Source organism: Snodgrassella sp. W8132 (genome assembly GCF_016100865.1).
Classification (GTDB): Bacteria; Pseudomonadota; Gammaproteobacteria; order Burkholderiales; family Neisseriaceae; genus Snodgrassella; species Snodgrassella alvi.
Window position 1 is genome coordinate 65,645 of the sequence record NZ_JACFRQ010000001.1, and the last position, 13,281, is coordinate 78,925.

The following is a 13,281-nucleotide window of genomic DNA, read 5'->3' on the forward strand; positions in this document are numbered from 1 at the left end:
AGATGTTTTCTGAGATGAATATGCGCAGGCTGGTGCTGGTCGGCGTGGGGCTGATTGGTGGCTCTCTGGCACTGGATTTAAAACGTGCCGGACTGGTTGCTGAAGTAGCCGGCATTGATATCGATGCCGATAATCTGACCCGAGCACTGGAACGGCGGGTAGTTGATTATACCTATACGCAGATTAATGCAGAGAGTGTGGCAGAAGCCGATATGGTGCTGATAGCCACTCCGGTGAATACGTTACCGGCAATTTGCCGTCAGCTAGTTCCTTATTTATCTGAACATTGTATTGTTACTGATGTGGGCAGTACCAAGCAGCTGGCATTAAAAGCCTTTGCTGCTGAATTACCGCATCATTATCCGCGCTGTGTGGCCGCTCACCCGATTGCCGGTTCAGACCGGCATGGTGCACTGGCGGCGCAGTTTGGTTTATTTGCCGGAAAAAAATGTATTGTTTGCGCTCATGAACAGCAGGATGAAGCTGCATTACACACAGTTGTTGCTATGTGGCAGGCTGTGCAAGCGCAGATTTATCATCTGGATGCGGCACGACATGATGCAATTTTTGCCGCTGTCAGTCATTTACCGCATATGCTGGCTTATGCATATGTACACCAGTTGGCCGAAGCAGCAAATGCCGATGAATTGTTGCAATTTGCCGGCAGCGGTTTTCGGGATTTCACCCGCATTGCAGCCAGTAATCCGCAGATTTGGACAGATATCTGTCTGGCTAATCGTCAGGTACTGGCTGGTTTACTCCAGCAGCAACAGCATGAACTGGCATATTTACAGGACTGTCTGCAACAAGGAGATGCACAAAAATTGACTGCTTTTTTTGCAAAAGCACAGAAAATACGCGAAGACTGGCATAATTAGTGTTCATGAGCCGAAGTCAGCGGTAATGTTGTCTGACGATGGTTTGGTTTGGGCTAAGTTATGGTTAGATAAAGTGTTTTTTTATGCTGTTTGCGGGAAAAGATATGTGCAGTTAATGAATTTTGCGGTATTTTTAATTAAAATAACTATATTTTGTCGAATTAATACAAAATATGACTTGCTATGCATGCGTAGTTGAGGCATAATTCGCTTCGTTAAATCAGCTCCTAGTTGGTTTAACAGTTTCTCCTCTATTTCTCCTTTGTAGACTTGGCGCACACTTAATCGTGTGCGCATTTTTTTATCTTTTTTTCTTTATGTTAATGGAATTTTAAAGCAGATGGTGTGTATTAATATTTTTTTGATGGCTGGAGTAAATATAGCCTGATGTTTAGTTGCTTTCAGCTTCGGTGACAGAATTGTTCATTACGGCCTGAGTAAGTGAATTTACCAGACAGATATGAATACTGATAATCAAAGGTATTGGGTGCTGTCATGCAAATAGAATTAATGCCAGGATAAACTCTTTTGACCAGTTTAGTCATTAAATGACCGGTTTGATTGTTTCTGAGGATACTTTGATATGGACGCTAATATTTCTGGTGAAAGTAATCTGCAAATTTTGCTGCAATCTGCTTCTCCGCAGCATAATCCGGGCAAATATGTATTTTGTACTGTACAGCAGCCTGCACCAGCATTGCTGACCGCTGCTGTGGCGATTATGCAGGAAAACGAGGGTACTACGCTGGTTTTACCGCAGGCAGTTGCTGATGAGTATCAGCTGAATTATGAATATATTGCTGGCTGGATTACATTAATGGTGCATTCTTCGCTGGCAGCTGTCGGGCTGACAGCTGCTTTTGCGCATGCACTGGCACAACAGAATATCAGTTGTAACGTTATAGCCGGTTATTATCATGATCATATTTTTGTAGCTGATGATGATGTGCAGCAGGCTTTGGTTATTCTGAATAATCTGGGTCAGGCATCATAGTCAGCTTATGCAATAGATAAAACGATGAATGATGATGTTCAATAACAGCGTTGGTGGTTTTGTTAAGCGGAGAAAGAAAATAATTTTGATTGTTTCTATGCTTTGGTAAAACCAAGTACAGGTATTCAGGGTCTTATCAGTACGTAACCAAGCTGCGTAGCTGTAACACTGACTTGCATTCGTTCTTTTAACGTAGGGAGTGTTTTTAAAGTTTGGGCAGCAATCGTATCGACCCATTGATGCCATTCGGCATTAATTTTAGGATGATCATTCCAAAGGGGGGCGCCAGAGACTAAAGGTTGTAATGCCTGACTCACTGTTGATGGATTTGGAAAATGTTGCATAGCCACTTCTGCCGTGTTCGCAAGTGTTGTTTGTACAAAAGTTAGCATAAACATTAAAGCCGTCAACTTGAATTTTATTTGTGATCCTTTTTATCTATATGAGATTGATTAAGCAAGATTGCCTGTTGCTTTTTTATATAAACTAAAACACAAGGCGGTAATGATGGCACCCATAATACAAATAATCGTAGCCGTGATAAAAATGCCACTAAACCCTAATTGGTCAAAGGTCATTCCACCAACACCAGCCGCTAAACCAATGGAAAATTGAATCGCGGCAACCGATAATCCACCAACCAGTTCAGCTTTATCAGCAAGCGTTCGAGTGATCCACGTTGACCAACCAACAGGGATAAATCCAAACACAAATCCCCAAGCAATCACTAATGTAGTATCCATAGTCACATTATCAGAACTTAAAAACCTATATTTAATAAATAAGAGCATGGCTATAGCGGCTAAAACTAAATGAATGGCGATCATCACAGGTCTAAAAAATCGGCCAAGTAGTAAACCCGCAACAAAGGTTCCGATGCAATTAGCGATACCAAACACCAATAAAATAAGGGTTAACGGACCGGCTTGTAGTGCTAAATTGTGCTCTAAAAACGGTCGCAGATAAGTAAAAAAGAGGTGATAACCTCCATAACTAAAAATTGTCCCGATAATGCCAAGAAAACACCAACTTTGCTTAAATAGGGCAAACATATTTTTAAAATTACTGCTTTCACGCGGCGGTAAAGATGGTAGGGTAAGCCATTGCCAAACTAGCGCGATAAAACTTAATGCCGCAGCAATAAAAAACACATTACGCCAACCGACTAAATGACCTAAATAACTGGCAAGAGGCAGTGAAATAATCGTTGCAACCGACACTCCGGCATAGACAATACTTAATGCTCGAGGAATATCTTTACTCGGCGCTAATTGTAATACTACAGCAGATGCCATTGACCAAAATCCGCCAACACAAATCCCTAATAGCGCTCGACCAATCAGCATAATGAAATAATTAGGTGCAACAGCAATGAACAAATTGGATAATACTAATAAAATAGAAAAAGTGAGTAATACTACCCGACGATTAATATTTTGGGCCATGGGTGCGAGAACCAAACTGGTGACTACCGCAAAAATCCCCACCATTGTGACGCTTTGGCCTGCTTGACCTTCAGTAATATTGAAATCTTGTGCGATAGGTGTTAATAAGCTAACGGGAATAAATTCCGCGGTAATCAAACTTGTTACCCCAATAAATAGCGAGAATATTGCTCCCCAATACGCCGTAGTTGGGGAATTTAATGTGTTATCTGACATGGTTAATCCCATTATTATATTAAAGACGAATGAATTGAATGGGTCATAGTCTAAATAGCAGCTAAAGATATGTAAATTACTTATATTTTATGGTTATTTATGCCTTAAAAGCATGGGTATAAGCTGTATTTAATGTCATTAATATCAATAAAAAGAAGTCATAAGAATAAGCTCAGCAAAATAGGAGAATCATTTTGCTCACTTCTATATTCAGAGGGATTTATTGAGAAAAAGCCTGTTTCATTCGCTGTAAACCGATTTCAGCTGCTTTTGAAAAAATTTGATAACGTTTCCAAACTATGTGAATATCAACCGTTAATTGTGGCTCTAAAGGTTTAAAACAAAGATGACTATTACCAGTCGTGTTAATCAGCTTATCAATACTTAATGCATAACCCATGTTTTTTTCAACCATAAGTGAGGCATTGTAAAGTAGGTTATATGAGCCAATCACATTGAGTTTATCTAAATCACGTTTTAACCAGCGCGTAATTCGGATATCGACTTCTTTCTGTTTAGAGATAATAAGTGGCAAGTTCCATAAATCGCTAGGTCTAATCACATCTTGATGCGCAAGTGGACTATCTTTACGCATTAACACCCCCCAAGTATCTTTTTCGGGCAATAGTAACGACTCATATTTGCTGATATTTTCCACACCAATTAATAATCCAAAATCGAGTAAGCCTTTATCGATACGTTCTGTTACTTCATCAGCATCACCACTATAAATATGCACATGAATTTGCGGATAGTCATGTTGTAATGCCTTAACAACCTCAGCAATTAATCCCATGGCATGGGTTTCACCACAGCCAATGTAGATATCGCCACTGATTTTCTCAGCTGAGGTTTGAAACTCTAATTCAGTTTTTTGCACTAATTCCAAAATTTCTTCAGCACGTTTGCGTAAACGCATACCTTCATCGGTTAAGGTAATTTTACGACTACCTCGAATAAATAAGGTTTTACCCAACTCTTGCTCTAATTCAGCCAGTTGACGAGATAATGTTGGCTGAGTCAGATGTAAATACTCAGCAGCCGCAGTGATACTTTCCTCTCTAGCAAGAGCTAGAAAATAACGTAATACTTTAATATCCAAAATGACCTCACATACAACTATTTTTTATGCTTAAAAAGTATAACAATAATTAAGTTATAGGAAAGAGGCATGTTGTTTTTATGTACAGTTCGAATGTAGAGTTATGTATAGTTAAAATGCAGACCATACATATAATTTTACCGGTCAGTAAAAAATAACCATGCTAAGTGTTAATGCTACTATAGTTATCTTTCTGTATTTAAAAACAGGGGTTTTTGCCAAATAAACAGAACAGGGCAGACAATTTATTGTCTGCCCTGTGGTTCAGGATAAGTACTTAATGGTGATGCGGAAAGTCTGCCGGTAATTCGCTGGCCGGACAGTTAATAATGTTTTCATCATTTTCGCCGCAATCTTCAATAAAAGTAATGGTGGCAAATTCGTCAATAACTTCTGTCGGATAAACCGGGCCCGCTTCACGATAGGCTTCCATTTGTGCAATATGCTCGTTCTGGAAACAAACAGTATGTTCGGGATTATTCATTACCCAGCGCGGGAAGAAGATGGTGCCGTGAAATAATTTGTCTTCCAGATTGATAATCAGACTGACATCTGTACCGGTAGGTTCTGTCCATGAAATTTTATATACACCGGCTGCTACGCGTACCAGATAAACTTTCTGATCTTTTACCCAGCGGTTACCCACCAGACCGCTATGAATACGATAATCGATGGTAGTGGCATTTTTAACATAAACTTCGTAGTTCCAGCCATTGTCGTAGGTATAAACCAGATGTTTACCAAGAATGTTACTTAAATCGGCAGTATCAAATGCAGGCATTTTTTTCACCTTTTGAATTGAAGTTAATCTGAATAAAAACAAATAAAGTGTAAACCTGTATTTATCTGATGAATAACGCTAATATTGGTTTAAACCGTTTCAAAATTTCGATTGATTAAGTAATGAAAACAACGCTGGAGCAATGGCAGTTATTGCAGGCCGTAGTCAGTTACGGCAGTTTTGCCCGTGCCGCTGAAGCTTTTAATCGCAGCCAGTCTTCGCTAAGTTATCAGCTGACGCTGATGCAGGAGCGTCTGGGGGTAACGCTATTAACTATAGTCGGCCGTCGTGCAGAACTGACGGCATCCGGACAGCAGTTGCTGGCACAGGCATTACCACTGTTGCAGGGATTTGAAGCACTGGAAAATCGTTCCCGGGCTCTGAAACGCGGTGAGCGGGCAAGATTAGACTTGGTAGTAGACAGTATTTTTCCTAAAGATCGCCTATTTTCAGCATTGCGCTGTTTTCAGCAGACTTATCCGTCTACTCAGATACATCTCACAGAGGTATTGCGCAGTGAAAGTTGTGCTGTTTTACAACAGCGGCAGGCGGATGTTTATATTATCACCCCAAGTGCCGAGATGATGAGGCAGGGTAAGTTATTGCTGGAGGTGAATTTTGTAGTAGTTGTGCGGCATTCGCACCCTTTACTGGATTTACCGGCACCATTGAGTCAGGATGTTCTGATGCGTTATCCGCTGATTGAAATTGTTAGTCGTGAACAACAGCAACTGCCTTACAGGCAGATTACTGCATCTGAAAACTGGACGTTCACCACGATTGAAACAGCTATTGAGGCAGTCAGTCAGGGGGTGGGTTATGGCTGGCTGCCGGAAGAACGGATTAAAAATCAACTGGTCTGCGGAGAATTAAAATTATTGCCATTGCGCCAGGGTATGCGCCGTGCAACGCCGGTTTATTTATTTCTCAATCAGGACGAAGAACAGCTGGATGATGAAACTGCATTACTGGTAAAGTATATTCAGGATGCTGAATAAGTATACAGCTGCGCTGTAATGGTACCGGACATAATACACCTGGATATTTATTCCAGATGCAACATCTGCTCTTCCTTTACTTCTTCCATAACCACATAACTGCGGCTTTCAGCCGCCGCGGGCAATTGCAACAGAATATTACCCAGCATGTTGCGGTAAGCGTGCATATTCGGCAGGCGAACTTTTATCAGGTAGTCGTATTCACCGGAAATCAGATGACATTCGAGCACATGCGGAATAGTCAGAACTTCACGCCGGAAGTCTTCAAAAATATTGCCGGATTTAGAGCGCAGTTTGATTTCAACAAATACCAGCAGGCTCTGATTCAGGGCGCGAGGATTGAGGCGGGCGTGATAGCCGGTAATAATGTTTTCCCGCTCGAGCCGCCGTACTCGTTCGGTAACTGGTGTGGTGGAAAGGCCAACCTTATCGGCCAGCTCGGTCATGGTCATCCGAGCATTTTTCTGAAGCAGGGACAAGATTTTCATGTCCACTTTATCTATATGGTGCATGGTTTTTGATAGTTTGAATGTGAGTATTTATTAAAATACTCCATTTTTTTGTATAAATAAAGTGAAATTCACTATCAGGCTTTGTTTACACTAGGGAAAGTAACTGAATTAAGATATTTGTGAACTTTGTGGTTAAACCAATAGGTTATTCCGGTTAAGTACCAGAGAGAGGATATTATGAAAGTGCTGATTATGGGAGCCGGTATTGTGGGAGTAAGTACAGCATGGTATCTGGCTAAAGCAGGACATGAAGTCACTGTGCTGGAGCGCGCTGATCAGGCAGCAATGGAAACCAGTTTTGCCAATGCCGGTCAATTATCATATGGTTATACCACCCCGTGGGCAGCACCCAATATTCCGGCCAAAGCATGGAAATGGCTGTTTAAAGAACATTCCCCTTTGCTGTTTCGTCCTGATGGCAGTCTGTTTCAGCTGCAATGGCTCTGGCAGATGTACCGTAATTGTAATGCCCGAAGCTATGCTACTAATAAAGAACGCATGGTGCGGATTTCTGAGTACAGCCGTGCGATGTTACAGCAATTGCAGGCAGAAGAAAATATTCAGTTTGAAGGCCGCAGCAAAGGTACCTTACAGATTTTCCGTACAGAAAAAGAGGTTATCGATTCCCGTTCCGATGTGGCTGTTTTACAGGAATTCGGTGTGCCTTTACAGGAGCTCAGCAGTGTTGCCGAATGTGTCCATTATGAGCCCGCGCTGGCACATATGACCGGAAAGCTGGCCGGCGCCCTGTATTTACCACAGGACGGCACGGGTGACTGCCATTTATTTACTACTGAGCTGGCCAGAAAATGTGAAGATCTCGGTGTAAAATTCCTCTACAGACATGCTATTACTGAAATACAGCAGGATAAATGCAGTATTAAGGGTGTTATGGCCAATGGTCAGTACTTTACTGCCGACCATTATGTTTGTGCTCTAGGCTGTTTTAGTCGCAGTATGCTGAGCGGGCTGGGTATTAATTTGCCGGTATATCCGGTTAAAGGTTACTCACTCACTATTCCGATTACCGATGAAGCAAAAGCACCGGTTTCTACTGTGATTGATGAAACTTATAAAGTGGCAGTAACGCGTTTTGATAAACGTATTCGTGCCGGTGGTATGGCTGAGTTGTCTGGTTATCGTATTCATCTGAACCCCAAACGTAAAGCAACACTGGATTTGGTGGTGAATGATTTATTTCCGGATAGCTGCCGGACTTCGGAAGCTTTTTTCTGGAGCGGTCTGCGCCCGATGACACCGGACAGTACGCCGATCATTGGCGCCAGCCGTTTTGTGAATCTGTCTATCAATACCGGACACGGTACGCTGGGCTGGACAATGGGGCTGGGTTCGGGAAAAATTCTGGCTGATTTGATTAGTGGTGTTAAACCGGAAATTGAAACCAGTGATTTATCGCTGGCTCGTTATGTTTAAGCAAGTTCAGAACAGTTCGGGTAAATTTTGCTCTTATCGGCGCTTATTTTGTCCCGTTTGTCAGGGCAGACAGAAACGGTAAAATTTTTATCATAATATTAATATATTATTAATTTATCTGATACGGCAGGCAGTTATGGTGATATATGAAATTCAGATAGAGATAATGATAAAATTTTATTACTGAAAGCTGTTGCTGCATGGCGGCTTTGCTTAAATAATGAAATTTGATAATCAGGATAACAGGGGAGCAATGATGCGTCCGTTAGTTGCGCAGATTCGTTTGAATCACTTGCGTGATAATTTTCTGGCTTTAAAGCAGATGCATGGCGGTGGCAAAATGCTGGCCGTGGTTAAGGCCAATGCTTATGGACATGGCGCTGTGCGCTGCGCGCAGGCACTGGCTGATATAGCTGATGGTTTTGCGGTGGCCTGTATCAGTGAGGCAGTGCAGTTGCGTGAAGCAGGTATACAATTACCGATCATCATGCTGGAAGGGGTTTTTGCTGCTGAAGAATATGCGCTGGCAGACCGTTACCAGTTGTGGCCTGTAGTGGGTAATTTATGGCAGCTGGAAAGCTTACTGGATTATGACTGGCAGAAACCGGTAACAGTCTGGCTGAAAATGGATTCCGGTATGCACCGAACCGGCTTTTTCCCTCATGATTATGCACCTGCCTTTCAGGCTCTGATTCAAAGCAGTAAGGTAGCTGATGTGGTGAAAATGACCCATTTTGCCTGTGCAGATGAGCCGATGAAAACCATGACGGCTGAACAGATTCGTACTTTTGAGCTGACCTGTGCCAATTTGCCCGGTGAGGTAAGTCTGGCTAATTCGGCTGGCATAATGGCCTATCCGCAAACACAGTGCGGCTGGGGACGGGCGGGGCTGGCACTTTATGGTATTTCGCCGATGGGTGGTGCTGATAGCCGTTTCAAGCCGGTAATGCGGCTGGTAAGTAAAGTATTCGGAGAACGGGTTTTGCAGATGGGAGAACCGATTGGTTATGGTGCCAGTTATGTCACTACCCGTTCAACCCGTGTCGGGCTGGTGGCCTGCGGCTATGCTGACGGCTATCCGCGCCGTGCGGCAACAGGCACGCCGGTGGCAATTGACGGGGTACGCAGTTGTGTTCTCGGTCGGGTTTCCATGGATATGATGACAGTTCAGTTGGATGACCACCGGCAGTCACTCGGCAGTGAAGTGGAATTATGGGGTGATGTTGTTAATGTAAATGAAGTAGCCGCCGCTGCCGGAACCATTTCCTATGAGCTGCTGTGTAATGTTAAACGTGCTGAAATGGTGTATGAATAAATGGTATGGATTGTCAATTATTGGGTAAATGTTTGGCAAGACAGAAAAATTGGTTTATAAAGATGTAATATGTTCTCAGGCAGCCTTTCAAGCTGCCTGAAGTTATTTTTTTTGAGTTTATGATAATGGAAATAGAAACACTGAAACTGGCCAAAGATTTGATAGCACAGCCATCCGTCACGCCGGATGATCATGGTTGTCAGCCGCTGCTGATGAGCCGTCTGACAGCACTGGGATTCAGTATTGAAACCTTCAGATTCGGGGAAACGGATAATTTTTATGCCGTTTACGGCCGGCAGGGGCCGCTGGTTTGTTTCGCCGGACATACTGATGTGGTACCAACCGGCGATGAAAGTCGCTGGACTTCGCCTCCGTTTACACCTGCAGAGCGTGATGGATACCTGTATGGGCGTGGTGCTGCCGATATGAAAAGCAGTATTGCAGCTTTTGTGACCGCTTGCGAACGCTTGCTGGCTCAGCAACCTGAATTGCCGTTGCGTCTGGCTTTGCTGATTACTTCTGATGAAGAGGGTGACGGAAACGATGGTACCAAACGTGTGGTTGAAGTTTTAAAAGAGCGGGGAGAGCATATTGATTACTGCATTGTGGGTGAGCCTACGGCAGTTGATACACTGGGGGATATGATAAAAAACGGACGACGTGGTTCTTTGTCGGGTACGCTGCAGGTGCACGGACGCCAGGGACACATCGCTTATCCTCATCTGGCTGCCAATCCGGTACATCTGGCTGCTGCGGCACTGGCTGAGCTAACTGCCACGCACTGGGATGACGGAAATGCTTATTTTCCGCCTACCGGATTTCAGATTTCCAATATTCACGCCGGTACAGGCGCTACTAATGTGATTCCCGGAGAGCTTACCGTACAGTTTAATTTCCGGTTCTCAACGGAATCGACAGCGGAAAGTCTGCGCCGGCAGGTACATGCCATTCTGGATAAACATAATTTAAACTATGATTTGCAGTGGGCTTTGTCCGGAGAACCGTTCCTGACCGCTGCAGGACGTCTGACTACGGTGGCACAGGCTGCCATTGAGCGTGTTTGTGGTGTGAATGCTCAATTATCTACCACAGGCGGTACGTCAGACGGTCGCTTTATTAAGGCTATCGCCAGCGAATTAATAGAACTGGGTCCGGTTAATGCCACGATTCATCAGATAGATGAGTGTGTAGATATTGCCGCAATAGCTCAGTTATCGGCTATTTATGAGAATATGCTGCAACAGCTGGCACAGGCTGATTTTACTCATGCTGCATAAGGAGAAACTAATGGGGATGCTGAAACAGAAACATTTTTTAAAACTGCTGGATTATACGCCGGCAGAAATTCAGACGCTGCTTGATCTGGCTGCCAGCCTGAAAGCTGAAAAGAAAAATGCAGCGGAGCAGCCGCGTCTGACTGGTAAAAATATTGCTCTGATATTTGAAAAAACATCTACCCGTACCCGTTGTGCTTTTGAAGTGGCTGCGCATGATCAGGGTGCACATGTGACTTATCTGGACAGCAGTGGCAGCCAGATAGGGCATAAAGAAAGTATCCGTGATACTGCACGGGTTCTGGGGCGCATGTATGACGCGATTGAGTATCGTGGTTACGGACAGGAAATTGTTGAGCAGCTGGCTGAATATGCCGGTGTTCCGGTGATTAATGGTCTGACCAATGAATACCATCCGACGCAAATGCTTGCCGATTTGCTTACTATGAAGGAAAACAGCAAAAAGCCTTTGAATCAGATTGCTTATGCTTATGTGGGTGATGCCCGTTACAACATGGGTAATTCTTTGCTGGTTGCCGGTGCCAAAATGGGTATGGATGTACGTATTGGTGCACCGCGGGCTTTCTGGCCGAATGACGCTCTGGTAGAACAGTGCCGTTCAATTGCAAAGCAGACCGGTGCACGGATTACATTAACTGAAGATGCAGCCGCAGCTGTTGATCAGGCTGATTTTATTCATACCGATGTCTGGGTATCAATGGGAGAAGCGAAAGAAACCTGGAAAGAACGGATTGAGCAGCTCAGACCTTACCGCGTTGATGCGCGTCTGATGGCTGCCAGTAATAATCCTGAAGTGAAATTCATGCATTGTCTGCCGGCAATTCATAACCGCGATACTCAGGTAGGACAGTGGCTTTTTAATGAGTTTTCTCTGGATGGCGCCGAAGTAAGTGAAGAAGTATTTGAAAGTGTTGCTTCTATTGTTTTTGAACAGGCTGAAAACCGGATGCATACCATTAAAGCAGTATTGGTAGCGTTATTAACTACCTGACCGGGGCAGGCCTGTAGTAAATGGAAAGAATGGTTATGAAAACATCCCCCAATCAGTTACCTATTAATCCGCATTATCTGGCATTATTGTTGTCAGTGATGGTGGCTATTATGCCGTTTTCCACAGATATTTATTTATCTTCTGTACCGGAAATGGCGACTTCTTTACACGCACCGATTGATCAGATTGAACGCAGTCTGGCCAGTTTCATGTTTGGTGTTGCGCTCGGACAATTGCTTGGGGGGGCAATATCCGATATTAAAGGGCGCAAAATCATTGCTATGATTGGTCTGAGTGTCTATCTGGTGTCAGCTATTGCCATTGTTTTTATTCACTCAGCCGGAGAATTGCTGTTCTGGCGCTGGATTCAGGCACTGGGCGGCGGTATGGCCACTGTTACAGTTGGTGCAACTGTACGTGATTTTTTTCATGGCAATGAAGCCGCGAAAATGTTTGCCACCATTGGTATTATTACTCTGGCTGCACCACTGGCTGCGCCTATGCTGGGTACAGCACTGGCTGCTCTTGGCGGCTGGCGGGTTATCTTTATATTTCTGCTGCTATATGCTCTGGCCGTACTGATTTGTGTATGGCGGTTTATGCCACAGGTTAAAATGGATATTCAGCCATTGGATAGCAAAGTTTTTCGCAAGATAAAAGAAAATTTTTCAGTGGTTTTTCATGAACGCGAAGCGTTGGGATTTATGTTTTTTCAAACTGCTGCTTTTGCAGCCATGTTTGTATTTCTGACTGAATCTTCCTTTTTGTACATGAATATATATGGTCTTAGCCCGCATCAGTATTCATGGGCCTTTGGTGCCAATGTGATTACTATGATGCTGTTTAACCGGGTAACAGCCTATCGTCTGCGTACTACGCCGGCTCGCAACATTTTGCTTGGCGGTGTGCTGTTGCAGTTAAGCTGTAATTTATTATTAACCATTGTGGTATGGAGTATGGATCGTCCGCCTTTCTTCCTGTTACTGTTGCTGATTATGTTTTCAATTGGTTCACAGGGTTTGATTGGCTCCAATACTCAGGCGTGTTTCATGAGCTATTTTCGTAAAATTGGCGGCAGTGCCAATGCTGTACTGGGAACAATGCAGTTTCTGATTGCCGCTACTGTAGGCTGGCTGACTACATTGCTGCATAATGGTTCGACACATGTTATGCCGACAATGATGCTGATTTCCACCAGTTGTGGTGCCGTATTATTATGGGCTTTATCACATACCGCATGGCAAAAAAAACATAAATAATAACGGGCAGCCCGCAGTAGGCTGCCTTTTTCTTGTTTTTCCGAATAAACTATTAATAACA

Annotated in this window: 13 protein-coding genes; 8 read left to right on the forward strand and 5 right to left on the reverse strand. The window is 43.6% G+C overall.

The annotated features are described in order from the left end of the window. The first annotated feature begins 14 nt into the window (after positions 1-14). Both H3U82_RS00325 and H3U82_RS00330 read left to right on the forward strand, forming a co-directional pair. A complete protein-coding gene (locus H3U82_RS00325; RefSeq protein WP_084551768.1) occupies positions 15-878 on the forward strand; it encodes a prephenate dehydrogenase/arogenate dehydrogenase family protein in 864 nt (287 codons plus the stop codon). A 583-nt stretch (positions 879-1,461) separates the two neighbouring features. Further along, positions 1,462-1,872: an ACT domain-containing protein gene (locus H3U82_RS00330; protein ID WP_198207086.1), complete on the forward strand. Its 411-nt coding sequence runs from the start codon at positions 1,462-1,464 to the stop codon at positions 1,870-1,872. 125 nt (positions 1,873-1,997) lie between these two features. Here the strand turns inward: H3U82_RS00330 and H3U82_RS00335 are convergent, their stop codons facing one another. From H3U82_RS00335 to H3U82_RS00350, 4 genes are all read right to left on the reverse strand, one after another. After that, positions 1,998-2,264: a hypothetical protein gene (locus H3U82_RS00335; protein ID WP_144235869.1), complete on the reverse strand. Its 267-nt coding sequence runs from the start codon at positions 2,262-2,264 to the stop codon at positions 1,998-2,000. 60 nt (positions 2,265-2,324) lie between these two features. Next, positions 2,325-3,533, reverse strand: a complete 1,209-nt coding sequence (locus H3U82_RS00340) for an MFS transporter (RefSeq protein WP_198208706.1) — start codon at positions 3,531-3,533, stop codon at positions 2,325-2,327. A gap of 220 nt (positions 3,534-3,753) precedes the next feature. Next, on the reverse strand, positions 3,754-4,635 hold the full coding sequence (locus H3U82_RS00345) for a LysR family transcriptional regulator (protein WP_198208707.1): 882 nt from the start codon (positions 4,633-4,635) through the stop codon (positions 3,754-3,756). 277 nt (positions 4,636-4,912) lie between these two features. Continuing rightward, positions 4,913-5,416: a phenolic acid decarboxylase gene (locus tag H3U82_RS00350; RefSeq protein WP_198189812.1), complete on the reverse strand. Its 504-nt coding sequence runs from the start codon at positions 5,414-5,416 to the stop codon at positions 4,913-4,915. Between the two features lie 122 nt (positions 5,417-5,538). Here H3U82_RS00350 and H3U82_RS00355 point away from each other — a divergent pair, with 122 nt between their 5' ends. Further along, positions 5,539-6,414, forward strand: a complete 876-nt coding sequence (locus H3U82_RS00355; protein ID WP_198208708.1) for a LysR family transcriptional regulator — start codon at positions 5,539-5,541, stop codon at positions 6,412-6,414. A 47-nt stretch (positions 6,415-6,461) separates the two neighbouring features. Here the strand turns inward: H3U82_RS00355 and H3U82_RS00360 are convergent, their stop codons facing one another. Beyond that, on the reverse strand, positions 6,462-6,926 hold the full coding sequence (locus tag H3U82_RS00360; protein ID WP_037474892.1) for an Lrp/AsnC ligand binding domain-containing protein: 465 nt from the start codon (positions 6,924-6,926) through the stop codon (positions 6,462-6,464). Positions 6,927-7,103: 177 nt separating this feature from the next. Here H3U82_RS00360 and H3U82_RS00365 point away from each other — a divergent pair, with 177 nt between their 5' ends. From H3U82_RS00365 to H3U82_RS00385, 5 genes are all read left to right on the forward strand, one after another. Then, positions 7,104-8,360 carry a D-amino acid dehydrogenase gene (locus H3U82_RS00365; RefSeq protein ID WP_110414571.1) on the forward strand — a complete coding sequence of 419 codons (1,257 nt, stop codon included), beginning with the start codon at positions 7,104-7,106 and terminating at the stop codon, positions 8,358-8,360. A 256-nt stretch (positions 8,361-8,616) separates the two neighbouring features. Further along, positions 8,617-9,675 carry an alanine racemase gene (alr, locus tag H3U82_RS00370; RefSeq protein ID WP_078475424.1) on the forward strand — a complete coding sequence of 353 codons (1,059 nt, stop codon included), beginning with the start codon at positions 8,617-8,619 and terminating at the stop codon, positions 9,673-9,675. 119 nt (positions 9,676-9,794) lie between these two features. Continuing rightward, positions 9,795-10,952: a succinyl-diaminopimelate desuccinylase gene (gene dapE / locus H3U82_RS00375; RefSeq protein ID WP_198208709.1), complete on the forward strand. Its 1,158-nt coding sequence runs from the start codon at positions 9,795-9,797 to the stop codon at positions 10,950-10,952. A gap of 10 nt (positions 10,953-10,962) precedes the next feature. Next, entirely contained in the window at positions 10,963-11,961 is a 999-nt protein-coding gene (gene argF, locus H3U82_RS00380; RefSeq protein ID WP_216353325.1) for an ornithine carbamoyltransferase, read from the forward strand. A 35-nt stretch (positions 11,962-11,996) separates the two neighbouring features. After that, on the forward strand, positions 11,997-13,220 hold the full coding sequence (locus tag H3U82_RS00385) for a multidrug effflux MFS transporter (RefSeq protein WP_084565316.1): 1,224 nt from the start codon (positions 11,997-11,999) through the stop codon (positions 13,218-13,220). The last annotated feature ends 61 nt before the right edge of the window (positions 13,221-13,281 follow it).